The following is a 22,598-nucleotide window of genomic DNA, read 5'->3' on the forward strand; positions in this document are numbered from 1 at the left end:
TCGCCCCTCGCTGCCTTGCCGGCGCCGAGGGAAAGAGGAGCGGCGCTGTGAGCGCCGCTCCGTATGTCCGCCGCTCAGTTCTTCTTCAGGAACTTGTCGATGTTGGCCGGCGTCACCAGCTGGAAGGGGACGTAGACCTTGTGTTCGACCTTTTCGCCCTTGGAGAGCTTGAGCGCCGCATCCAGCGCACCGGCGCCCTGGCCGGCCGCGTCCTGGAACACGGTTGCGTCGAGGTCGCCCGCCTGCATGGCGGCAAGTGCGTCCTGGGTGGCGTCGACGCCGCCGACCACGACCGTCTTCATGTCGATGTTGGCGGCCTTCATCGCCTGGATGGCGCCGATGGCGCTTTCGTCATTGTTGGCGATGACGCCGTCGAATGGCTTGCCGGTCGACAACCAGTTGGTCATCAGGTTCTGCGCCTCGTCGCGATTCCAGTTCGATGTCTGCTTGTCGATGATCTTGATGAAGCTGCAGTCCGGCGTAGCGATCACCTCTTCGATATCCTTGGTGCGCTGCACGGCGGCCTGGTTGGAGAGCTCGCCCATGATCACGTAGACGTTGGCTTCCTTCTTGCCGGCTTCCTTGAACAAGCGGCAGACTTCCTTGGTCTCGAGCGTGCCGGAATCGGCCTCGTTCGAGGCGACGAAGGCCTGGTTGTCAGGCAGGGTGTCGACGTTGACCGGCTCGCGGTTGACGTAGACCAGCGGGATCTTGGCCGCGGCGGCAGCGTCCGACATAGCCTGCGTGGCCGAGGTGTCGACCGGATTGACGATGATCGCGTCGACGCCCGAAGCGGCGAAGTTCTTGATCTGGTCGAGCTGCTTGGCGACGTCGTTTTGCGCGTCCTCGACCTGCAGCTCGACGCCATCCATGCCCTTGGCCTGCTCGATCATGCCGTTGCGCAGCACGGTCAGGAAGTTGTCGTCGAACTTGGCCATCGACACGCCAACCTTGGCGGCCATGGCGGATGAACTCATCAGCGCCGCGAAAGCGACGCCCAAAATCAGTTTCTTCATTGTGTTTCTCCTCCACATGCTGGTGTCCGGTTTCACCGATTTATCCGGAATCCCCGATCTCCCCGGGGAATCTCTCCCTGATATCGTTTCTGTTCCGGGTGACGCCTTGCCGTTTGCTGGAACGCCAACCCCTCCGTTTGAAACAGATGTTCCGGAACGAAAGAACCAAAATATATAGTTGGTGAAATATTTATTCCATTTCACATCCGGGCGTCAAGGGCGATTCAGAGGCCTGCCGGCCGATTTATGCATCGCCCTGATAGATTCTATCATTTGCCTCGGCGGCTCGCGCGACGGAAGCTAGATGTTTTCCGGCAGATAGATGTCAAAGGGCAGGAAGGTCTGGCCTGGAGCGTTGGCGGCGCCGGTTTCGATGGCATGCGCCATCAGGTCGACAAGCTCGCGACACAGAGCGGCGAGCGGCGTCGAGATCACCATGGTGAGGATGTTGTCGGCGAGTGCCGCGCGCGATTCGGCGTTGATCTCGTTGCAAACGACCACCGGCATGTTCGCGGGCCTTGCTGCCCGCAGCGCCGAAACCGCGCCTTCCATGCCCCCGCCGGCGACGTAGCAGCCGACAAGATCCGGATAACGCGCCAGAAGATCGATCATCGCATCATGGGTCACCTGGTTGGCTTCCAGATTGACCAGCGTTTCAAGCACGCTGAAGTCCGGCGCATGCTCGCGGAAGAAGGAGCGAAAGCCGATCTCGCGCAGCTCGTGGCCGTGGAAGCGGTGGCTGCCGACGAAGAGGGCGACCTTGCCAGGCTTCTTCGCTGCCTTGGAGATCATCCATGCGGCGGTGCGCCCGACCTTGCGGTTGTCGAGGCCGATATAGCCCTCCCGGATGCCGGCGGCAAAGTCGGACAGCACCGAAAAGACCGGCTGGCCTCTCGCCTTCAAGGCTTCCACGACCGCTGTCAGGGTCGGATGGTCCGGGCCGACAACGGCGATAGCCCGCGATTTTGCCGCCAGCTTGCGCATCTGGGAGGCGATCTCGTCGGGAGCCAGGGAACTGGCGAAGTCGATGGTCGCAACACCGCGGAAGCGTTTCGATTGCGAGATGGCCAGTTCGAGTTCACGCGCGAAGTCACCGTAGAAGGCATCATTGCCCCGCAGCAGCAGGAAGCCCAGCCGGTACTCAGGCAATTCCTGGCGCATGCGCTGCTTGATAAGTCCGGCGGCGTGATAGCCGATATCGGTAGCGGCCTCGTAGACGCGGCGCGCGGTCTCCTCGCGCACCGGCAGCCGGTTGTTCAGCACGCGGTCGACGGTGGCGACACTGACGCCTGAGACGCGCGCCAGATCAGTGATGGTCGGCCGTTTCGCCATGCTTGCCTCATTGGAATTGCCTGAGGCTTCCTACACCATTCTGATGGGAAATGATAGAAACTATCTTTATGATGTTGAGTCTATCATGATCCGGCGCTATTTTTCAGTCTCGAAGACAAGGGATCTCAGGCATTCGTTTCGGCGAGTGCCGTGCCGTGGGAGGCAACCATGCATGCTGCGCCGTCCCGGCGTGACTACAGCCTGATCGGCCGCGACGCCAAGCTCGCCGTCGAGACCGGCCTGTCCGCGGCCGAGTGGTATCACACCGACGTGTCCCGCAAGCAGATGAAGGAGCTGATGCAGCGCTCCGACTGGCCGGCGATCCGCGATACAGCGATCTGGTTCGCCGCGCTGATCGTCAGCGGCGCCGGCGGCGCCTGGTTCTGGGGCAGCTGGTGGTGCGTGCCGTTCTTCTTCGTCTATGGCGTTCTCTACGGCTCGTCGACGGATTCTCGCTGGCACGAATGTGGCCACGGCACCGCTTTCCGGACGCAGTGGATGAATGATGTGGTCTATCAGATCGCCTGCTTCATGATCATGCGCAATCCGGTGACCTGGCGCTGGAGCCACACGCGCCACCATACCGACACCATCATCGTCGGCCGCGACCCGGAAATCTCGGTGATGCGGCCGCCGGACCTTGTTCGCGCCGTGCTGGGCTTCGTCGGTGTGCTCGACGCCTGGCATGCGATGAGCGACATGCTGCGCAATGCCGCCAGCAACATCAGCGCCGCGGAAAAGACCTTCATTCCCGAGCAGGAGCAGCCGAAGGCGATCCGCGCCGCCCGCGTCTGGACGGCGATCTATGCCGCGACCATTGTGTTGGCGCTCTACACCGGCTCGTTCCTGCCACTGATGCTGGTCGGCCTGCCCAGGCTCTATGGCGCCTGGCATCACGTCATGGTCGGCCTGCTGCAGCATGGCGGCCTGGCCGACAATGTCATCGATCACCGGCTCAACAGCCGCACTGTCTACATGAACCCGATCAGCCGCTTCATCTATTGGAACATGAACTACCATGTCGAGCATCACATGTTCCCGATGGTGCCCTATCATGCGCTGCCGAAGCTGCACGAACTGATCAAGCACGACCTGCCGACGCCGACACCGTCGATCCTGGCCGGCTACCGCGAGATGATCCCGGTCTTCCTGCGCCAGCTGCGCAACGAGGACTATTTCCTCAAGCGCGAGCTGCCGCCGACCGCCCGGCCATATCGCGAAGAATTCCACAACGATGCCGTCGCGGCAGCGGCGGAATGATCGTGCTTCTATCCGATTTTCAGGGGAGGACTGAATGAGCGACTGGGTTGAGGCCTGTGGCGCCGAGGACATCGACGAGGAGGATGTGATGCGCTTCGATCATGGCGGCCGCACCTTCGCCATCTATCGCAGCCCCGACGATGAGTTCTTCGCCACCGACGGCCTCTGCACGCACGAAAAGGTGCACCTGGCCGACGGGCTGGTGATGGACGACATCATCGAATGCCCCAAGCACAATGGCCGTTTCAACTACAAGACGGGTGACGCCCGCGGCGCGCCGGTCTGCGTCAACCTGAAGACCTATCCGGTCAAGGTCGACGCCGGCAAAGTCCTGATCCAGATCGGATGACTGATATGGCGCGGGGAATGGTCATCATCGGCGCCGGCGAATGCGGCGGGCGCGCAGCGTTGGCTCTGCGGGAGCTGGGCTATGACGGGCCGGTGATGCTGGTCGGCGACGAGCCGCATCTGCCCTACGAGCGCCCGCCGCTGTCCAAGGACGCGATGGTCAGCGATACGCCCGAAATCAAGGCGATCGCCAGCGACGCGATTCTGGCCGAGAAATCGATCCGGCATATCCATTCCGTCGAGGCCGTGGCGATCGATCGCGCGGCGAATGCGGTGCGGCTGTCGGACGGCTCGGTCCTGCCCTATGACAGGCTCCTGCTGGCGACCGGTTCGACGCCGCGCAAGCTGCCGATGCCCGGATTGGGTTCGCGCTGTGTCTATCTCCGAACCTTCACTGACGCGCTCGCCATTCGCGCGCATCTCAAGGTCGGCAATCGGATCGCCATCATCGGCGGCGGCTTCATCGGCCTCGAACTCGCCGCTGCGGCGCGCAAGCTCGGAGCGTCGGTTACCGTCATCGAGGCGCAGCCGCGCATCCTGATGCGCGGCGTGCCGGCCGAGATCGCCGAGATCATCCATGAGGCGCATGTCGCCGAGGGCGTGACGATCCTGTGCGGGACCGGCATCGCGTCCATCACCGACGATGGCAACGAGGTGCGCGTGACGCTTGCCGGCGGACAGCAGATATCAGCCGACCTCGCCGTCATCGGCATCGGGGCCGTGCCGGTGACCGGGCTTGCCGCCGAAGCAGGGCTGACAATCGACAACGGCATATCAGTCGATGCGCAATTGCGCGGCAGCGATCCCGACATCTTTGCCGCCGGCGATTGCTGCTCGTTTCCGCTCGCCGTTTATGGCGGCCGGCGCGTGCGGCTGGAAGCCTGGCGCAACGCCCAGGAGCAGGGCGCGCTGGCGGCGAAAAACATGCTGGGTGCCGGCGAGGCGCATGCGGCGGTGCCATGGTTCTGGTCGGATCAGTACGGCCTGAGCCTGCAGATCGCAGGGCTCTCCGACGAGGGCCGCAGCACGGTGCGCCGCGATCTCGACGATGGTGCCTTCATCCTCTTCCATTTGGCCGAGGACGGCCGGCTGGTGGCCGCCAGCGGCATCGGCCCCGGCAACGCTGTCGCCCGCGACATCCGGCTGGCCGAAATGCTGATCGGCAAGCGCGCGAAGCCGACGCCGGAGGCGCTGGGATCGCAGGCCGTCAAGCTGAAGTCATTGCTGGCGGCTTGAGCCACCGCGCCGCTTTTCGAGATCGGCGCCGCCCCTCATCTGCCTGCCGGCATCTTCTCCCCGTATAGTGACGGGGAGAAGGGGGCTATCATCTCCGGTTTCGCCAGTCACCAGCACTGCAAGAAGGCGCCGAGGTCGCGGCCAGCTACTTTCTCCCCGTCACTATACGGGGAGAAATGCCCGGCAGGGCAATGAGGGGCGGCGCAAACGTCAGCGAGTTCGCTGCTGAATCCGCAACGCGCCCTAAAACAGCGCCTTCAGCTCCGGTAGCTTGTCGTTGACCAACCAGCCGTAGTAATTCTCCTCCGGCAGCTTCTCCGGCTCGCCGGCAGCGCGGCGCCTGTCGTTCTCCGCCTTCAGCGCATGGGCGCGCTGCTCCGGATTGCCGACATTGTAGAGCGTGGCGGTCAGTCCCGGATTGCCCGAAATATCGAAGCCGGCGATGCTCTTGTAGGCGTCGATCGATTTCCTGATTGTCGCGGCGACGTAAGCCAGCGTCAGGTCGGGATCCATGATGGTCTTGTAGACCGAGTTGGGATCGCCGACGTCGAGCTTCGGCAGGCCGGAAACCTTGTGCACCAGGTCGCTCATCTGCAGGGCGGTCAGCGGATTGAGCTGGCCGAGGCCGAAGGTCTGGCCGGCATAATAGGGCTGGAAGAAGGTGGCGCCGAAGCGGTCGTCGGGAAAGCTTGTCCCGCCGACGGTCTTGCCGCGAAACCAATGGTTCCACACCTGCTCGCGGCATTCCCACAGATCGTAGCTGTCCGACACCCCGGCGCATTTCTTGAATTCCGGCCGCTGCACGAAATCCGTGATGTCCTCGCCGTCATAGGCGAAGGACAGCTTGCTGGAGAGATAGGAGATCGCCTTGACATAGTAGGTCTGCAGCCGGTCGTAGGCGTCGACATTGTAGGTGTGCTCGCCGACGATGGCGCCGACGATGTGCAGGGGATCGATGCCGTAGGTGGCCGCTGCCTTCTTGATCTTGCCGCGCAGGTCGGCGTCGTTCTGCAGCAAGGCGTAAACCTTGCGGTACTTCGCCTGGAAGGTGGTGTTGGTCGCCTGCGTGCGCCGGCTTGAAGCGCCGGGAATGTCCGGCTGTACGGCATTGCGGTTTCCCGCCGGCACCAATGTCGCCGCCTCAGTGGCGAACAGCGTCGCCGCCAGCGTCAAGCCGAGAATGAGGAGGATCAGTTTTTTCATGCGCCGCCGCCCAAGCAATTCCAGGAAAAGTGTGAAACGGTTTTACGTCCGGAATTGCGTCAACCAAGAGATCGAGAATGCCGCGCAAACTAGGTAAAGCTCTCTCTCGAGTCGAGAGCACCCCTTCACCCAGCATTACGAAAGATGGCCAGATGGTACCATCTGGCCACACCCGAAACTTGTTTGCCCGACGTGTCGCCTGGACCGGCGCCGGGATGACCCGGCGCCGCCGTTTAAAGGATGAATCGCGACAAATCCGTGTTGCGCGACAGATCGCCGACGTGCTTTTCCACATAGGCGGCGTCGATCGTGACGCTCGTTCCGTTGCGGTCCGGCGCGTCATAGGAGATTTCGTCCAGCACCCGCTCCATCACCGTCTGCAGCCGCCTTGCGCCGATGTTCTCCACGCTGGCGTTGAGGTCGACGGCGATGCCGGCCAGCGAATCGATGGCGTCGTCCGTGAAGGTCAGGTCGACGCCTTCGGTCTTCATCAGCGCGATATATTGCTTGATCAGGCTGGCCTCGGTCTCGGTCAGGATGCGGACGAAATCGTCCTTCTCCAGCGCCCGCAGCTCGACGCGGATCGGCAGTCGGCCCTGCAATTCCGGCAAAAGGTCGGACGGTTTGGAAACGTGGAACGCGCCCGAGGCGATGAACAGGATGTGGTCGGTCTTCAACGGTCCGTATTTGGTCGCCACCGTCGTGCCCTCGATCAGCGGCAGCAGGTCGCGCTGCACGCCTTCGCGGGAAACGCCGGCGCCCATGCCGCCTTCCCGTGACGCGATCTTGTCGATCTCGTCGAGGAAGACGATGCCGTCATTTTCCGTCGCGTCGAGCGCCCGGCGCACCACTTCGTCCTGATCGAGCAGCTTGTCGGACTCATCATTGACCAGCAGCGCGTAGGATTCCTTGACCGTCGTCTTGCGCGACTTGGTCTTCTTGCCGCCCATCGCCTTCGACAGCATGTCGTTGATGTTGAGCACGCCGATATTGGCGCCCGGCATGCCGGGAATCTCGAAGCCGGGCATGCCGCCAGTGCCGGTGTCGGCGACTTCGATCTCGATCTCCTTGTCGTCGAGCTCACCGTCGCGCAGCTTCTTGCGAAAGCTATCGCGGGTGGCCGGGCTCGCCGTCTTGCCGACAAGCGATTCCAGCACGCGTTCCTCGGCATTGATATGGGCGCGCGCCTTGACGTCCTCGCGCATCTTCTCGCGCACCAGGCCGATGGCGATCTCGACCAGATCGCGGATGATCTGCTCGACATCGCGGCCGACATAACCGACTTCGGTGAACTTGGTCGCCTCGACCTTGACGAAGGGCGCACCGGCCAGCCGCGCCAGGCGGCGCGAAATCTCGGTCTTGCCGACGCCCGTCGGCCCGATCATCAGGATGTTCTTCGGCATCACCTCTTCGCGCATCTGGCCTTCCAGCTGCTGGCGGCGCCAGCGGTTGCGCAAGGCGATGGCCACGGCGCGCTTGGCGTCTTTCTGGCCGATGATGAAACGGTCGAGTTCCGAAACGATTTCGCGGGGAGAAAATGTGCTCATATGACTAAATTCCACTTTGCCACTGCTTGATGGCCTCTAACGGATGCAGCAGCATGATCACGTTGAGTGTCAGATTGTCCCGGATGAGATAGCCGGTACCCAGTTCGAAGATGACGGCCAGGCTGACGATCACCCATATAGGTAGCGTTCGCGCCATCACAAATCCCAGCACCATGGCCAGTGTGTCGGACACCGAATTGATGATGCTGTCGCCGTAATAATCGAGCGAGATGGTGCCGGCGCGGTAGCGGTCGATGATGAACGGGCTGTTCTCGACCAGCTCCCAGCCGCCTTCGATGAGGACAGCGAATGCCAGCCTCAGTCCGATCGGTGAGCGTGGAAACAAAAACCGCGCCAAGGCATAGAACAGGAAGCCGTGGATGAAATGCGATGGCGTGTACCAGTCGGAAATATGCTGGGAATTCTCCGAGCTCTGCACGACACCATGCCAGAGTTTGACGTAGCCGCAGGTGCAGATCGGTGTCCGTCCCATCAAATAGAGCGTGACGGCCTGGACGGTGATCAGTCCAAGCACGATGAGAACCCCCATCCGCCAACTGTTTTCGTAGGCCGATAGGTTTTTGTCCTCGCCGGATGCTTTCATGCCGTCATTCCCCCTCATGCCCTTCGAACTCTTCGGTCATCGCAGCCCGCTACGCCTTCAGCGGCGGCAGCCAGCGGATTACGGCCGCCGGCAAAGTGGGCTTGACGACAAATTCGCCGGATACGCTGCCAGCCCGCCCCGAAAAGGATGATCAACGCGCCGACAACGACCAAAATCAAGGCAAAAGGCGGAATGCCAGTCGAATGGGAGGCGGAGTTGACCAGATAGTAGATGCCCAGCGAGCCGAAATAGGCCAATGTGGGAACTAACAGCGAACGGCGGTCTATGGCGAGCGCAACATAAACGAAGCTAAGGATCAGGATCGTCAGCATGCTGGTCGCATTGGCGTCGGGTGCGATATGTCCGAATGCGACGTTCTGGCCAGTTGCCATGATAAAGAGCGGATGCACCAGCATGGGCGCCGATACGACATGCAGCCAGAACGCACAATCGGACCAGATCTTGCGTCGATCTCGGTCGTGGATGTCGAAAGCCACGGCCGTCGAGAATACGATTAGGCCGCAGATCAGCGGCATGTAGAGTGCCGCGCGGAGCAATTCGGGAACATCCTCGAGGCTTGGCGGCGCAACCGCGCCCGTCGTCACGCCGTCGTACAGGATTATCGCCGTTTGCAGGAAAGCAAGTAGGGTGAAGGCGATGGCGATGACCCCGGCAAGGACGGGAACGCGAAAGCGCCAGAAATAGATCACCGCCGCCGCTATTCCCCCGCCGAGAAACAGATATCCGGCCCGGGAAGCCGTTTGGCGCAACGCCAATAGCTGCCAGATGGTCTCCGGCATGCGGATGTCAAAGCTGGCCCTAACCCCCAGCGCCAGCGCGACCAGGATGGCGACAATGAAGATCAGGGCAAGCACGGAAGAAGACAATTTCATCCGGTGCTGGCGCGTGACAATTTCGGCGAGCGCCCAGGCGAAAACCGCAAGAATGCAGGCAATCCAGAACGTCTGACCAGGAAGCATGGTGATGAGGACGAAGAAAATACCGGCGTTGAGCAGAACAGTCCCCACGGTGATGAACAGATCATTGCCGCCGCCGACCAGTCGCAGGTTTTCCTCGTCACCCTCATCATCGACGCGCTGGGCCTCAGCCGCGACCGAGCGTTCCATGGCCTCAAGTTGATCCCGCAGCGCCTGCGAAATCAGACCCGAGGCGATTGCCTTGTCGAGTGTTTCCGCGCGGATCAATCGGGCTCCTGTGGCGCGTCGCGCGCCATCATCAATGCTGGCCCGTATTCCGATATTCTGGTGTCAAAGGCAACAAAGCCGGCCTTTTCATAAGCGCGGATAGCCCGCCCGTTGGCGGGATCCGGGTCGATGATGACGCGCGGCACGCCTTCCTCGAACAGTTGTTCCACGAACTGGCGCACGATTGCCGAGCCGTGGCCGAGCCCGAGCAGTTCCGGACGGCCGATCGACAGGTCGATGCCGAGCGTTCCGTAAGGCTGGTCGGCATAGGGGTGGTCGTCTTCCAGATGCGGGTCGTAGCTCTGCAGATAGGCGATCGGCTTGCCGTCGAATTCGACGATCAGCGGCTCGACCGAAATCGAGTCGATATGATCGCGAATCTCGGCGATTTCCGTTTCGGGATCGTCCCACCACTCCGCCACATGCGGCTCGGCGAGCCAGCCGGCGATCATCGGCAAGTCCTTCTCCGTCACCGGCCGAAAATCATACCTATCTTCTTGTTGCACCGTGATCTTTCCCGAAAAAACCGGTTGCCACTTTTCGGGATCATGGTCGGCGGCCGGGTCAGCCGGCATCGAGCGTTTCGAAGACGAAATTGTTGTTGGTGTAGACGCAGATATCGGATGCGATCTGCATCGCCTTGCGGGCGATCTCCTCGGCGTCCTTGTCGCTGTCCATCAGGGCACGCGCCGCGGCCAGCGCGTAATTGCCGCCCGAACCGATGGCCATGACGCCATGTTCGGGCTCGAGCACGTCGCCGGTGCCGGTCAGCGCCAGCGAGACTGACTTGTCGGCAACCAGCATCATCGCTTCCAGCCGGCGCAGATAGCGGTCGGTGCGCCAGTCCTTGGCGAGTTCGACGCAGGCGCGCGTCAGCTGGTCGGGATATTGTTCGAGCTTGGCTTCAAGCCGCTCCAGAAGCGTGAAGGCGTCGGCCGTGGCGCCGGCGAAACCGGCGATCACATTGCCGCCCTTGCCGATGCGACGAACCTTTTTGGCGTTGCCCTTCATGATGGTCTGGCCAAGGCTGACCTGGCCGTCGCCGGCGATCACCACCTTGTTGCCTTTGCGCACCGTCACGATGGTCGTGGCGTGCATGGTCAGTTCGTTCGACATTTCCTGGCTCCGAGCGGCGCTATCCCAAAAGGCGATTGGCGCGGTACGAGTAACTTGATCGGCCATATGTATGCATGGGCCCGATGATTGCAAACCGCTCGATACCGACCCGGATGGCAACTGGCAATCGCCGGATCATGCTGCTAGAAGGCTCTCGTTTTCAAGCCGGTGAGGGCTTGAAAGCGTGAAACCCTGGGACAAGGACAAGGTCATGTCGCCCCGCTCCGCCGAAGCCAGCCGCAAGACCAAGGAAACCGATATCGCGGTATCGGTCGATGTCGACGGCTCGGGCAAGTCGGACATTTCGACGGGCGTCGGCTTCTTCGACCATATGCTGGACCAGCTTTCGCGCCACTCGCTGATCGATATGACGGTCACGGCCAAGGGCGACCTGCATATCGACGATCACCACACGGTCGAGGACACCGGCATCGCGCTCGGCCAGGCGCTGGCCAAGGCGCTCGGCGAACGGCGCGGCATCATGCGCTATGCCTCGATCGACCTTGCCATGGACGAGACGCTGACGCGTGCGGCGATCGACGTGTCCGGCCGTCCGTTCCTGGTCTGGAACGTTTCTTTCTCGTCGCCGAAAATCGGCACGTTCGACACCGAACTGGTGCGAGAGTTCTTCCAGGCGCTGGCGCAGAATGCCGGCATCACGCTGCATGTCACCAACCATTATGGCGCCAACAACCACCACATCGCCGAGACCTGCTTCAAGGCGGTGGCGCGTGCGCTGCGCACGGCACTTGAACGCGACCCGCGCCAGCCGGACGCGGTACCCTCCACCAAGGGATCTTTGAAGGGATAGCGTCATGGCCGCCTATGTCGTCATGGAACCGCCCGGCCGCGACGAGAAGGCCGATACGACGGCCTTTGTCCGCGACGGCTTCGCCTGGCTGGGTTTTCTGGTGCCGCCACTCTGGTTCGCCTGGCATCGGCTGTGGATCGAAGCAGGCCTTGCCTTCGTCGTCATGGGCTTGCTTTCCATGCTCGGCCAAAAGCTCGGCCTTGGGCCGGCCGCATCGCTGCTGTCGCTGCTGGTTTCGCTCTATGTCGGACTGGAAGGACAGGTGCTGCGCATATCGGCGCTTCGCCGGCGCGGCTGGCATGAATGGGGCGTGGTCGAGGCCGGATGGCTCGATGATGCCGATACGCGCTATGCGCTGGAGACGGAAGCGCTTTCCGATCAGCCTCCACCGGCACGGCGCATGGTCCCGGACGCTGCCCTGGCGCGGCCGTCGCAGCCGGGCATCGCGCTGGGGCTGACGCATATTCCGGGAAGAAGCTGACATGCGGGTTGCGATCATCGATTACGGCTCGGGCAATCTGCGCTCGGCCACCAAGGCTTTCGAGCGCGCCGCGCGTGAAGCCGGCATATCCGCGGAAATCGACCTGACCGCCGATGCAGGCAGGGTGCGCACGGCCGACCGCATCGTCCTGCCCGGCGTTGGCGCCTATGCCGACTGCGCGGCCGGCTTGAATGCCGTCGAAGGCATGTGGGAAGCGGTCGAGGAGGTCGCGATTGCCAAGGGTCGGCCTTTCCTCGGCATCTGCGTCGGCATGCAGCTGATGTCGCAGCGCGGCCTGGAAAAGACTGTCACCAACGGCTTCGGCTGGATATCGGGCGACGTCAAGGAGATCACGCCCGCCGATCCGGCGCTGAAGATCCCGCAGATCGGCTGGAACACGATCGACCTCAAGCGCCAGCATCCGCTGTTTGCCGGCATTCCGACCGGGCCGGACGGGCTGCATGCCTATTTCGTGCATTCCTACCATCTCGATGCGCGCAAGGCGGATGAAGTCCTGGCGGTCGCCGATTATGGCGGCCCGGTGACGGCGACCGTCGCCCGCGACAATCTCGTCGGCACGCAGTTCCATCCTGAAAAGAGCCAGGCGCTGGGCCTGGCGCTGATCACCAATTTCCTGCGCTGGAGGCCCTGAAACACATGAGCAAGAAGGGCTATTGGATGGCGATGATCGATGTCCGCGATCCCGAGGTTTACAAGCAGTATATCGAGGCGAATGCGGTGGCCTTTGCGAAATACGGCGCGAAATTCCCAGTGCGGGCCGGTCGCTACGAGAATCCCGAAGGACCGACCGGCAACCGTCATGTGCTGGTCGAGTTCGACTCCTACGACAAGGCGGTCGAATGCTATCATTCGCCGGAATATCAGCACGCCTCGAAGTTCCGGCTTGCCGCCTCATCAGGCCATTTCGTCATCGTTGAAGGCGCCTGAACGGATGATCCTTTTCCCCGCCATCGATCTCAAGGACGGCCAATGCGTGCGCCTCAAGCACGGCGACATGGCCACCGCGACCATCTACAATGACGACCCGGCGGCCCAGGCCAAGGCCTTCGAGCAACAGGGCTTCGAGTGGCTGCATGTCGTCGACCTCAATGGCGCCTTCCAGGGCCAGAGCGTCAACAGTGCGGCGGTCGGTGCCATCCTCAAGGCGACGAAAAACCCGGTGCAGCTCGGCGGCGGCATCCGCTCGCTGGCGCAGATCGAGGACTGGCTCGATCGCGGGCTGGCCCGCGTCATCCTCGGCACGGTGGCGGTGCGCGATCCCGACCTGGTCAAGCAGGCCTGCAAGACGTTCCCGGGCAAGGTGGCCGTCGGCATCGACGCCAAGGACGGCAAGGTCGCCGTCGAGGGCTGGGCCGAGGCGTCGAGCCTCGGCGTCATCGAACTGGCGAAAAAATTCGAGGGCGCCGGCGTCGCCGCCATCATCTACACCGACATCGACCGCGACGGCGTGCTGACCGGCATCAACTGGGATGCCACCATCGATCTCGCCGACGCCGTGTCGATCCCGGTGATCGCGTCCGGCGGCCTCGCCTCGATCGCCGACATCGTGCGCATGACCATGCCCGACGCGCGAAAGCTCGAAGGCGCGATCTCAGGCCGTGCCCTCTATGATGGCCGCATCGATCCGTCCGAGGCGCTGGCGATCCTGAAAGGCCGGCCGGCGGCGGAGACGCGGTCGTGAAGATCTCCATCATTCTGGCCTCCTATGACAGCGGCCATTACCACGACGGCATGGGCCAAGGCCCGGATGCGCTGATATCGGGCGGTCTCGTCGATGCGCTGACCATGGCTGGCCACGATGTTGCCGTGGAAGACATCGGCAGGGTCGGAGACAACCAGGAGCGCGAGATCGCCACCGGCTTTGCCGTCTGCAACGCGGTTGCGACCGAGGTTCGCCTTGCCCTGGATGGTAGCCGCTTTCCCATCGTTCTCGCCGGAAACTGCCTGACCAGCGCTGGCGCGGTCGCCGGTGAGGGCGCCGATGCGATCATCTGGGCCGACCAGCATGGTGACCTCAACACACCCGAGACATCCATATATGGCTTTCTCGACGGAATGGCGCTGGCCACTGTTCTGGGCCTGTGCTGGCGGCCGATGGCGGCGGCCATTCCCGGCTTCAAGCCGATCGATCCGTCACGCTGCGTGCTCGTCAATGCACGCGATCTCGATCGGGCGGAAAAGCAGGTCCTCGAGACATTGCCGATCATCCGGACGGAATGTCCTGGGGTGGCCCAGGCGACCGAAAGATTGAAGGTCGCCGGCGCCAGACGCGTGCACATGCATCTCGATCTCGACGTGCATGATCCCCAGGAGCTGCAGGCCAACCGCTACGTCAGTTCCGGCGGGCCGAGCCCGGAACAGTTGCGCGACGCGGCTTGCGCCGTGGCGCTTGCGGTGCCGGTCGTCGGCATCACTGTTTCCGCCTATGATCCGGCCTTCGACGCGCAGGGCGATGTCCCGCCGCTGGTCGGCCAAATGCTCAACGATCTCATCGCCACGATAGAGGGCTGCTGATGCTGAAAGCCCGTGTCATCCCCTGCCTCGACGTCAAGAACGGCCGTGTCGTCAAGGGCGTCAACTTCGTCGATCTGATCGATGCCGGCGATCCGGTCGAGGCGGCCAAGGCCTATGACGCGGCCGGCGCCGACGAGCTTTGCTTTCTCGACATCACCGCTTCGTCGGACAATCGCGAGACCATCTTCGACATCGTCGCCCGCACCGCCGAACAATGCTTCATGCCGCTGACCGTCGGCGGCGGCGTGCGCCAGGTCGCCGACATCAGGAAGCTGCTGCTGGCCGGCGCCGACAAGGTGTCGATCAACACGGCGGCGGTGAAGAGCCCGGACTTCGTCGCCGAGGCGGCCGACAAGTTCGGCAACCAGTGCATCGTCGTCGCCATCGACGCCAAGCAGGTGTCTGGCGTCGGCGAGGCCGACCGCTGGGAGATCTTCACCCATGGCGGGCGTGAGAAGACCGGCATCGACGCGGTCGAATTCGCCCGGCTGATGGTCGATCGCGGCGCCGGCGAGATCCTGCTGACGTCGATGGATCGCGACGGCACCAAGGCCGGCTACGACATCGCGCTGACCCGCGCCGTCGCCGACGCGGTGCGGGCGCCGGTCATCGCTTCCGGCGGTGTCGGCACGCTCGATCACATGGTCGAAGGCATTCGCGATGGCCATGCCGGCGCGGTGCTGGCGGCCTCCATCTTCCATTTCGGCACCTACACGATAGCGCAGGCCAAGGCGCATATGGCCGCCGCGGGGCTGCCGATGCGGCTGGACTCCCTCGGTAATCGGCCTTAAAGCATGATCCCGAAAAGCGGGAACCGGCTTTCGAAAAAAGATCATGCTTAAACAAGCAGATAGATGACGGTCATGACCGAGTTTTCGCTATCCGACCTGGAAAAAATCGTCGGGGAACGCGCCCATTCCGGTGATCCGGACTCCTGGACCGCAAACCTGTTTGCGCGCGGCATCGACAAGGCGGCGCAGAAGCTCGGTGAAGAAGCGGTCGAGACTGTCATTGCCGCCGTCAAGGGCGATAAGCAGGCCCTCGTTTCGGAAAGCGCCGATCTTGTATATCATTGGCTCGTCGTTCTCGGCCTCTCCGGGGTTCCGCTGAGCGACGTGCTTAGGGAACTCGAAGGCCGCACCAGGCGTTCGGGCATCGCCGAGAAGGCGTCACGGCCCAAGGGCTGACCGCGAGGAGGGCAGGTATCTCGATGGATCAGCTCGCGCCAACCGAGAAATATTCCCCCTTTCGTTTCTTCTCCGCCGAGCAATGGTCGCAATTCCGCGCCGACACGCCATTGACGCTGAGCGCGGACGAATTCCGCCGCCTGCGTTCGCTCAACGACCCGATCGACCTCGAAGAGGTCAAGCGCATCTATCTGTCGCTGTCGCGGCTTTTGTCCGCGCATGTCGAGGCGAGCCAGCTGCTGTTCAGGCAGCGCCAGGCCTTCTTCAACGCGGTGGACATCGTCAAGACGCCCTTTATTATCGGCATTGCCGGTTCCGTCGCGGTCGGCAAATCGACCACCGCGCGCGTGTTGAAGGAGCTGTTGGCGCGTTGGCCGTCGAGCCCCAAGGTCGACCTTATCACCACCGACGGCTTCCTGCTTCCCAACGAGGTTCTGCGCCGCGAGAACCTGATGGAACGCAAGGGGTTTCCCGACAGCTACGATGTCGGCGCGCTGCTGCGCTTTCTCTCGGGCATCAAGTCGGCGCTGCCCGATATCCGCGCGCCGGTCTATTCGCATCTGACCTACGACGTCATTCCCGGCGAGTTCGTCACCATCGATCGGCCCGACATCCTGATCTTCGAAGGCATCAATGTCCTGCAGCCCGGCAAGCTGCCGCAGGACGGCAAGATCGTGCCCTTCCTGTCGGATTTTTTCGACTTCGCCATCTACATCGACGCCGACGAGAAGCTGATCCACAACTGGTACATCTCCCGCTTCATGCGGCTGCGCGAGACGGCCTTCCGCAATCCGGACTCCTTCTTTCACCGCTACTCGCAGCTCTCGGAGGGTTCGGCGCGCGCCATCGCCGAGGGTCTGTGGACCAACATCAATCTGAAGAATCTGCGCGAGAACATCCTGCCGACGCGGGCCCGCGCCGACTTGATCCTGCGCAAGGGCGCCGACCACCTGATCGAGGAAGTGGCGCTCAGGAAACTCTGAATTTCCCGGACGTTCCTTGATTTCTGGGCCCTTAAAGTCATCTTAACCCCGCTTTCCTACTGTCGAACCGAGGACACTTCGCGGGCTCCGACAGGCAATGAACGCGCCTTTCATTCACATTGGTTGGCCGGGATGAGCGCGATCGCGGTCCGTCCTGGTCCTGATGCTCGCGCCGCCAGCGGCCGGACCGAGCGGCTTTGGCCGCTTGTTCTGTCGATGGCCGTTCTGGCCATTGCCGTCCCTTGGCAGATGCACTGGGGCGTCAATGGCGATACGAGCTGGAACATCACAATCAGTGAGCGGCTGCTGGCCGGCGATCGCCTCTATATCGATGTGATCGAGACCAATCCGCCCTTCACCATATGGCTATACCTGCCGGCGGTGTATCTCGCGAAACTGCTCGGAGTCGTGCCGGAATATCTGGTCTATGCCTACAGCTATGCATTGTGCATTTTCGGCCTGTGGTTTGCCAGCTTCGTTGCGCGTCGCGCCCGATTCCCCGAAAATTCCGGGCTCTACACGCTGTTACCGGCGTTTCTGGCTTTGCTCGTGCTGTTTCCCGGCAACAGTTTCAGCGAGCGCGAGAATCTGGGGGTCGCCCTGCTCTTGCCGTTGCTGGTGCTCATGGCCTGGCGCGCGGCGAATGACCCGTCATCGCCGCCGGAATGGTGGGTAGCCGCATTGGCCGGTCTGTCCGGCAGTGCCATGGTGCTGGTGAAGCCCTACTATGCGATCATGATCATAGCGCCGGCATCTTATGTGGCGTGGCGCCAGCGCAGCATCAGGTCGCTGTTTGCAATCGAATACTGGATCGTCGGCTTTGTCTGCCTGAGCTATCTGGCCGCAGTGCTCTGGCTTTATCCCGAGTTCATGCGCGACGTCTACCCGAATCTAGCCGACACCTACTTGCGCTACAAACAGTACGGGCCGGTGCTCGCCACCTACGGCGGAGCATACCTTGTTTCGATCTGCTTCCTCCTGTTTTTGCGCAACGGCCGGGCGCTGTCGCCACTGGTCATGGTGCTGGCGATCGGTTCTGTTGCCGGCTTTGTTCCCCTGGTCTACCAGGGCAAGGGTTGGGCCTATCATGCCTATCCGGCGCTGGCGCTGATGCTGGCGGCGATCACCTGCTGTGCTGTCGAGCGGTCATCGGCACGCGGCGTGGCGCGGTTGGACATTGTCCAGAAAATGCTGCTGGCCGCCATCGTTGCAGTCAATTGGTTGCCTTTCAAATATACCGGGAAACCCGCGGCAGACTTTGTTGCGAGCCTGCGCGCCGCAGTCGATCATCCCACCATCGGCTTGATCGGCTCGGGTATGGAAAGCGGCCATCCGCTTACTCGGACGATCGGAGGCCGATGGATATCTGCCTATTGCAGCGATTGGCTTGGCGGCCTCGCTGTCCTTTTTGCGAGAATTGCACGTGCGCAGGGCAACACGGTCGAAGCGGCACGTCTTGACGCGATCGTGCGCAATTTTCTCGACGCCAAGATACGCGAGCTGAAGGCCGCGAAGCCCGACCTGATGATCGTCCAGAAAACGGATACTTTCTGGATTTCACGCGTCATGCAGCGTGACGATTTTTCGAGCTTCATGAATGACTATCGAGTTCTGAGCGAAGATGAGAACATTCGCGTCTACCTTCGCAAGGGTTCAGGAAAAGTCATCTCGATCAACTGAGAGTCACGGGTTGACCCGCCGCAACGTCAGATTGATCCTGCCGCCATTTTTCAGCAGCGCCGAAGTCGAGGGGTGGATGCGGTCGACGCCATGAAAGCACAGCCGCCCTTCGCCGCCGAGCACCACGACGTCACCGCTTTGCAGCCTGAACGACTTCGTGGCGCCGTCACGCGTCGTCTGGCCGACCCGGAACAGGCAATCATCACCCAGTGAGACGGAAACCACCGGCGCCGAAAAATCGGCCTCGTCGCGGTCCTGGTGCAGGCCCATTTTTGCCTCCGGCGTATAGAAATTGACCAGGCACGCTTCCGGCGGATGCGGATAGCCCGAGACCTGTCGCCACAGTTCGAGCAGGCTATTCGGGATTGGCGGCCATGGCGCTCCGGTCACTGGATGCGTCGGCTGGTAGCGGTAGCCTTGCTCCTTGTCGGTGACCCAGCCGAGCGGGCCGCAATTGGTCATGCGCACGCTCATCTCCTTGCCGGTGCGCGGCATCGCCGGCACGAACAGCGGCGCCTGCTGCACGATGCTTCTCACCTCATCGACCAGCGCTTCCTGCACGCTGCGTGACAGGTAAGCCGGCATGTGGCGGACGCCTTTGGGCAGGACGAGCACGGATTCGGGCACCTTGCGGAGGGTTCGGAACCGTAAAATGTCACGATCGAATGAAAACGGCGACCCGAAAGCCGCCGCTCATGTCTAATTGACGATCGCCCCCTATCAGGCGAGGTCTGGTATCCGCGGCACCTGGGTAATCTTGCCGGCATGGGTCACATCGGTATGGCCTCGAAAACGACCGTGTTGTTGGCGCTTGCCGTAGCTTCTTGTGCTCGCCATTGGGCGTGGTGCTTAATCGTTCTCCACCCGGCCGCGCAGTTTCTTGATCGTGCCGCGTCCGGCCTTGCTCTTCAGCCGCCGCTCCACCGCACCCTTCGATGGCCGCGTCTTCTTGCGCGGCAGCGGCGGCGGTTCGGCGGCCTTGGCGACCAGCGCCGTGAGCCGGGCCCGTGCGTCCGCCCGGTTCTGTTCCTGGGTGCGGAAGCGGCCTGCCTCGATGACGATGACACCGTCCTTGGTGGCACGCTGTCCGGCAAGCTTGATCGTCCGCTCGCGCACGCGCTCCGACAGACCCTCTGCGTTGGCCGCGTCGAAGCGCAACTGCACCGCCGTCGCCACCTTGTTGACGTTCTGGCCACCCGGACCGGACGAACGGATGAAATCCTCGTGCAGGTCGCCCGGATGGATCACCGCATCGCCTGATATGATGATGTTGTCGTCGCTCGCCATGCCGCAGTCATGGCGCGGCGGATCGAAAAAGAAAAGGCCCGATCGAAGCCGGGCCTTTCAACGACGGCTGAGTCCGATGGCGTGATTACTCCGCCGCTTCCTGCATGCGCGGCGCGGCACCCAGCACCACGGCGTCGACATGGCATTCGAATTTCTCGAAGTTGACGGCGAACATGCCGACCAGCCTTGCCGCCTGCCGGTCATATCCGGCCTTGTCGGCCCAGGTCGAGCGCGGGTCGAGAATGGCGCTGTCGACGCCGCGAACCGCCACCGGCACCTCGAAACCGAAATGAGGATCGGTGCGGAACTCGGCCGTCTTCAGCGAGCCGTCGAGTGCGGCGGCAAGCAAGGCGCGCGTCGCCTTGATCGGCATTCGCTTGCCGGTACCGTAGGCGCCGCCGGTCCAGCCGGTGTTGACCAGCCAGCAATCGGCGCCATGCCGGGCGATCAGCTCGCGCAGCAGATTGCCATATTCCGATGGATGGCGCGGCATGAACGGCGCGCCGAAGCAGGTCGAAAACGTCGCTTCGGGCTCGGTCACGCCCTTTTCGGTCCCGGCCACCTTGGCGGTGTAGCCGGACAGGAAATGATACATCGCCTGCGCCGGGCTCAGCCGGGCGATCGGCGGCATCACGCCGAAGGCGTCGGCGGTCAGCATGATGATGTTCTTCGGATGATTGGCGCGCCCGGTCTTGCTGGCGTTGGGGATGAAATCCAGCGGGTAGGCGCAGCGCGTGTTTTCGGTGAGCCTTCCATCGTTGAAATCCGGCACGCCATCAGCGTCGAGCACGACATTTTCCAGCACGGTGCCGAAGCGCTGCGTGGTGGCGAATATTTCCGGCTCGGCTTCCGCCGACAGCTTGATCGTCTTGGCGTAGCAGCCACCTTCGAAATTGAAGATGCCGTGCGGGCCCCAGCCATGCTCGTCGTCGCCGATCAGCGTGCGCGAGGGATCGGCCGAGAGCGTCGTCTTGCCGGTGCCCGACAGGCCGAAGAAGATGGCTGCATCGCCGGCCGCGCCCTCATTGGCCGAGCAATGCATCGGCATCACGCCTTTCGCCGGCAGCAGATAGTTGAGCATGGTGAACACCGACTTCTTCATCTCGCCGGCATAGGAGGTGCCGCCGATCAGCACGATCTTGCGCGTGAGGTCGACGGCGATCACCGTTTCGGTGCGGCTGCCGTGGCGGGCGGGATCGGCGCGGAAGGACGGCAGGTCGATGATCGTCATCTCGGGCACGAAATGCTCGAGTTCGGCGGCATTCGGGCGGATGAGCAGATTGCGGATGAACAGCGAGTGCCAGGCAAACTCGGTGATGACCCTGGTGGGCAGCTTCAGTTCCTCATCGGCGCCGCCGACCAGATCCTGGACGTAAAGATCCTTGTCCGCGGCATGCGCCTGGAAATCGGCAAGCAGCGTGTCGAACTGGGCCGGCGAGATCGCCTTGTTGTTGTCCCACCAGATATGCGGCTCGGTGGCGCCGTCGCGGACGACGAATTTGTCCTTGGGCGAGCGGCCGGTGTGCTGGCCGGTCTCGGCGAGCAGTGCGCCATGCGCGGTCAGCCTGGCTTCACCGCGTCGGATCGATTCCTCATAAAGGGTTGCCGCACCGAAATTATAGCGCACTACGCCGGTGGTTTTCAGGCCGATATGATCGATCGCGCAGGCAGGATTGCGTTTGCCGACTTCCGACATGGGGGTCCCTTCTTGGATTTGCCGCATCGTTTGCCGGCGTGTTTCCGGCAAGCCCGCACTGCGGACTGAAATGGTCAGAACCAGAAAAGCCAAATGATATCAAATCATTAATCGATTTAAAAATTTTGAAAGTTGTTTAAATCGTTTATATGTGCAAAAAGTTCCGCGGTTGCCCAAAGGATTGGCGATGTTCGTTCGTCCAATCCATATCGAGGTAGGATTGTGGCCGCCGGCATGCCGCGCGTGACAGCGGACAAGGCCTATGCCACATTTTGTACCTAATTTGTCCTGCAAAAGCCCCTTCTCTACGAAAGAAGGGACAGCTCATGAGGGAGCCGCTTGAAATGGCAACAATCGCGCTTGTCGATGACGACCGCAACATTCTAACATCGGTGTCGATCGCCCTCGAATCCGAGGGGTATCGCGTCGAGACCTACACGGATGGTGCGTCAGCGCTGGAAGGATTGGCGGCACGCCCGCCGAATCTTGCCATCCTCGACATCAAGATGCCGCGCATGGACGGCATGGAACTGCTGCGCCGGATGCGCCAGAAGTCCGACCTCCCGGTGATCTTCCTGACCTCGAAGGACGACGAGATCGATGAATTGTTCGGCCTCAAGATGGGCGCCGACGATTTCATCCGCAAACCGTTCTCGCAGCGTCTGCTGGTCGAGCGGGTGCGCGCCGTGCTGCGCCGTGCCAGTGCCCGCGAGGCCGCCGCCAAGACACCCAGCCAACAGGCCCGCTCGCTTGAGCGCGGTCAGCTCGTCATGGACCAGGAACGTCATACCTGCACCTGGAAGGGCGAGCCGGTGACGCTCACGGTCACCGAGTTCCTGATCCTGCATTCGCTGGCGCAGCGTCCCGGTGTGGTAAAAAGCCGTGATGCGCTGATGGATTCGGCCTATGATGAACAGGTCTATGTCGACGACCGTACCATCGACAGCCACATCAAGCGGCTGCGCAAGAAGTTCAAGGCCGTCGACGACGACTTCGAGATGATCGAAACCCTTTACGGAGTCGGATACCGGTTCCGCGAAGCGTAGGTGCATGTCGCCCAAAAGTGGTCCC

The 22,598-nt window shown here is 62.3% G+C and carries 25 protein-coding genes; 14 read left to right on the plus strand and 11 right to left on the minus strand.

Annotation, left to right across the window (positions count from 1 at the left end):
* Window positions 1–74 precede the first annotated feature (74 nt).
* Window positions 75–1,016, minus strand: a complete 942-nt coding sequence (locus tag NKG99_RS21485; protein WP_352870626.1) for a sugar ABC transporter substrate-binding protein — start codon at window positions 1,014–1,016, stop codon at window positions 75–77.
* Between the two features lie 300 nt (window positions 1,017–1,316).
* A complete protein-coding gene (locus NKG99_RS21490; RefSeq protein WP_352870627.1) occupies window positions 1,317–2,348 on the minus strand; it encodes a LacI family DNA-binding transcriptional regulator in 1,032 nt (343 codons plus the stop codon).
* Window positions 2,349–2,516: 168 nt separating this feature from the next.
* On the opposite strand from NKG99_RS21490, the gene NKG99_RS21495 reads away from it, so the two are divergent.
* From NKG99_RS21495 to NKG99_RS21505, 3 genes are read left to right on the plus strand one after another with little or no spacing between them, the layout of a single operon-like run.
* Complete coding sequence (locus NKG99_RS21495) at window positions 2,517–3,608, plus strand: fatty acid desaturase family protein (RefSeq protein ID WP_352870628.1); 1,092 nt, start codon at window positions 2,517–2,519, stop codon at window positions 3,606–3,608.
* A gap of 34 nt (window positions 3,609–3,642) precedes the next feature.
* Window positions 3,643–3,957, plus strand: a complete 315-nt coding sequence (locus NKG99_RS21500) for a Rieske (2Fe-2S) protein (protein WP_352870629.1) — start codon at window positions 3,643–3,645, stop codon at window positions 3,955–3,957.
* Window positions 3,954–5,192 carry an NAD(P)/FAD-dependent oxidoreductase gene (locus NKG99_RS21505; protein ID WP_352870630.1) on the plus strand — a complete coding sequence of 413 codons (1,239 nt, stop codon included), beginning with the start codon at window positions 3,954–3,956 and terminating at the stop codon, window positions 5,190–5,192. Before NKG99_RS21500 ends, NKG99_RS21505 begins: the two co-directional genes overlap by 4 nt.
* 243 nt (window positions 5,193–5,435) lie before the next feature.
* Here the strand turns inward: NKG99_RS21505 and NKG99_RS21510 are convergent, their stop codons facing one another.
* The 6 genes from NKG99_RS21510 to hslV all read right to left on the minus strand — a co-directional run bounded on the left by NKG99_RS21510 (window position 5,436) and on the right by hslV (window position 10,867).
* Window positions 5,436–6,395 carry a DUF1402 family protein gene (locus NKG99_RS21510; RefSeq protein ID WP_502910970.1) on the minus strand — a complete coding sequence of 320 codons (960 nt, stop codon included), beginning with the start codon at window positions 6,393–6,395 and terminating at the stop codon, window positions 5,436–5,438.
* 233 nt (window positions 6,396–6,628) lie between these two features.
* Window positions 6,629–7,942 carry an ATP-dependent protease ATPase subunit HslU gene (hslU, locus tag NKG99_RS21515; RefSeq protein WP_352729331.1) on the minus strand — a complete coding sequence of 438 codons (1,314 nt, stop codon included), beginning with the start codon at window positions 7,940–7,942 and terminating at the stop codon, window positions 6,629–6,631.
* A gap of 4 nt (window positions 7,943–7,946) precedes the next feature.
* Window positions 7,947–8,546 carry a DUF2585 domain-containing protein gene (locus NKG99_RS21520; RefSeq protein ID WP_352870631.1) on the minus strand — a complete coding sequence of 200 codons (600 nt, stop codon included), beginning with the start codon at window positions 8,544–8,546 and terminating at the stop codon, window positions 7,947–7,949.
* A 14-nt stretch (window positions 8,547–8,560) separates the two neighbouring features.
* On the minus strand, window positions 8,561–9,751 hold the full coding sequence (locus NKG99_RS21525; protein WP_352870632.1) for a hypothetical protein: 1,191 nt from the start codon (window positions 9,749–9,751) through the stop codon (window positions 8,561–8,563).
* On the minus strand, window positions 9,748–10,326 hold the full coding sequence (locus NKG99_RS21530; protein ID WP_352870633.1) for a GNAT family N-acetyltransferase: 579 nt from the start codon (window positions 10,324–10,326) through the stop codon (window positions 9,748–9,750). The genes NKG99_RS21525 and NKG99_RS21530 overlap by 4 nt, the downstream gene beginning before the upstream one ends.
* On the minus strand, window positions 10,316–10,867 hold the full coding sequence (gene hslV, locus NKG99_RS21535) for an ATP-dependent protease subunit HslV (protein WP_352870634.1): 552 nt from the start codon (window positions 10,865–10,867) through the stop codon (window positions 10,316–10,318). Before hslV ends, NKG99_RS21530 begins: the two co-directional genes overlap by 11 nt.
* 211 nt (window positions 10,868–11,078) lie before the next feature.
* On the opposite strand from hslV, the gene hisB reads away from it, so the two are divergent.
* The 10 genes from hisB to NKG99_RS21585 all read left to right on the plus strand — a co-directional run bounded on the left by hisB (window position 11,079) and on the right by NKG99_RS21585 (window position 18,544).
* Window positions 11,079–11,678 (plus strand): imidazoleglycerol-phosphate dehydratase HisB, encoded by a 600-nt coding sequence (gene hisB, locus NKG99_RS21540; RefSeq protein ID WP_352870635.1) that lies wholly within the window; start codon window positions 11,079–11,081, stop codon window positions 11,676–11,678.
* A gap of 4 nt (window positions 11,679–11,682) precedes the next feature.
* Window positions 11,683–12,159 (plus strand): DUF2628 domain-containing protein, encoded by a 477-nt coding sequence (locus tag NKG99_RS21545; protein ID WP_352870636.1) that lies wholly within the window; start codon window positions 11,683–11,685, stop codon window positions 12,157–12,159.
* 1 nt (window position 12,160) lies between these two features.
* Window positions 12,161–12,811, plus strand: coding sequence for an imidazole glycerol phosphate synthase subunit HisH (hisH, locus tag NKG99_RS21550; protein WP_352870637.1), 651 nt, complete (start codon window positions 12,161–12,163; stop codon window positions 12,809–12,811).
* Between the two features lie 5 nt (window positions 12,812–12,816).
* Window positions 12,817–13,107 carry a DUF1330 domain-containing protein gene (locus tag NKG99_RS21555; RefSeq protein ID WP_352870638.1) on the plus strand — a complete coding sequence of 97 codons (291 nt, stop codon included), beginning with the start codon at window positions 12,817–12,819 and terminating at the stop codon, window positions 13,105–13,107.
* A gap of 4 nt (window positions 13,108–13,111) precedes the next feature.
* A complete protein-coding gene (gene hisA, locus NKG99_RS21560; protein WP_352870639.1) occupies window positions 13,112–13,861 on the plus strand; it encodes a 1-(5-phosphoribosyl)-5-[(5-phosphoribosylamino)methylideneamino]imidazole-4-carboxamide isomerase in 750 nt (249 codons plus the stop codon).
* The gene (locus tag NKG99_RS21565; RefSeq protein ID WP_352870640.1) at window positions 13,858–14,694 is read left to right on the plus strand and encodes an arginase family protein; all 837 of its coding nucleotides are present in this window, start codon (window positions 13,858–13,860) and stop codon (window positions 14,692–14,694) included. Before hisA ends, NKG99_RS21565 begins: the two co-directional genes overlap by 4 nt.
* The gene (hisF, locus tag NKG99_RS21570; protein ID WP_352870641.1) at window positions 14,694–15,485 is read left to right on the plus strand and encodes an imidazole glycerol phosphate synthase subunit HisF; all 792 of its coding nucleotides are present in this window, start codon (window positions 14,694–14,696) and stop codon (window positions 15,483–15,485) included. Before NKG99_RS21565 ends, hisF begins: the two co-directional genes overlap by 1 nt.
* Before the next feature lie 72 nt (window positions 15,486–15,557).
* The gene (locus tag NKG99_RS21575; RefSeq protein ID WP_352870642.1) at window positions 15,558–15,881 is read left to right on the plus strand and encodes a phosphoribosyl-ATP diphosphatase; all 324 of its coding nucleotides are present in this window, start codon (window positions 15,558–15,560) and stop codon (window positions 15,879–15,881) included.
* A gap of 23 nt (window positions 15,882–15,904) precedes the next feature.
* The gene (gene coaA / locus NKG99_RS21580) at window positions 15,905–16,864 is read left to right on the plus strand and encodes a type I pantothenate kinase (RefSeq protein WP_352870643.1); all 960 of its coding nucleotides are present in this window, start codon (window positions 15,905–15,907) and stop codon (window positions 16,862–16,864) included.
* A 132-nt stretch (window positions 16,865–16,996) separates the two neighbouring features.
* Complete coding sequence (locus NKG99_RS21585) at window positions 16,997–18,544, plus strand: hypothetical protein (protein ID WP_352870644.1); 1,548 nt, start codon at window positions 16,997–16,999, stop codon at window positions 18,542–18,544.
* A 3-nt stretch (window positions 18,545–18,547) separates the two neighbouring features.
* On the opposite strand, the gene NKG99_RS21590 is transcribed toward NKG99_RS21585, so the two are convergent.
* The 3 genes from NKG99_RS21590 to NKG99_RS21600 form a co-directional block, all read right to left on the minus strand.
* Complete coding sequence (locus NKG99_RS21590) at window positions 18,548–19,159, minus strand: alpha-ketoglutarate-dependent dioxygenase AlkB family protein (RefSeq protein ID WP_352870645.1); 612 nt, start codon at window positions 19,157–19,159, stop codon at window positions 18,548–18,550.
* 234 nt (window positions 19,160–19,393) lie between these two features.
* The gene (gene arfB, locus NKG99_RS21595) at window positions 19,394–19,831 is read right to left on the minus strand and encodes an alternative ribosome rescue aminoacyl-tRNA hydrolase ArfB (RefSeq protein ID WP_352870646.1); all 438 of its coding nucleotides are present in this window, start codon (window positions 19,829–19,831) and stop codon (window positions 19,394–19,396) included.
* Window positions 19,832–19,916: 85 nt separating this feature from the next.
* Window positions 19,917–21,527 carry a phosphoenolpyruvate carboxykinase gene (locus NKG99_RS21600; RefSeq protein ID WP_352870647.1) on the minus strand — a complete coding sequence of 537 codons (1,611 nt, stop codon included), beginning with the start codon at window positions 21,525–21,527 and terminating at the stop codon, window positions 19,917–19,919.
* 344 nt (window positions 21,528–21,871) lie between these two features.
* On the opposite strand from NKG99_RS21600, the gene NKG99_RS21605 reads away from it, so the two are divergent.
* The gene (locus tag NKG99_RS21605; protein ID WP_013528337.1) at window positions 21,872–22,573 is read left to right on the plus strand and encodes a response regulator transcription factor; all 702 of its coding nucleotides are present in this window, start codon (window positions 21,872–21,874) and stop codon (window positions 22,571–22,573) included.
* Window positions 22,574–22,598 lie beyond the last annotated feature (25 nt).

The sequence above is a fragment of the Mesorhizobium sp. M1409 genome, from assembly GCF_040317535.1.
In the GTDB taxonomy this organism is placed as follows: Bacteria; Pseudomonadota; Alphaproteobacteria; order Rhizobiales; family Rhizobiaceae; genus Mesorhizobium.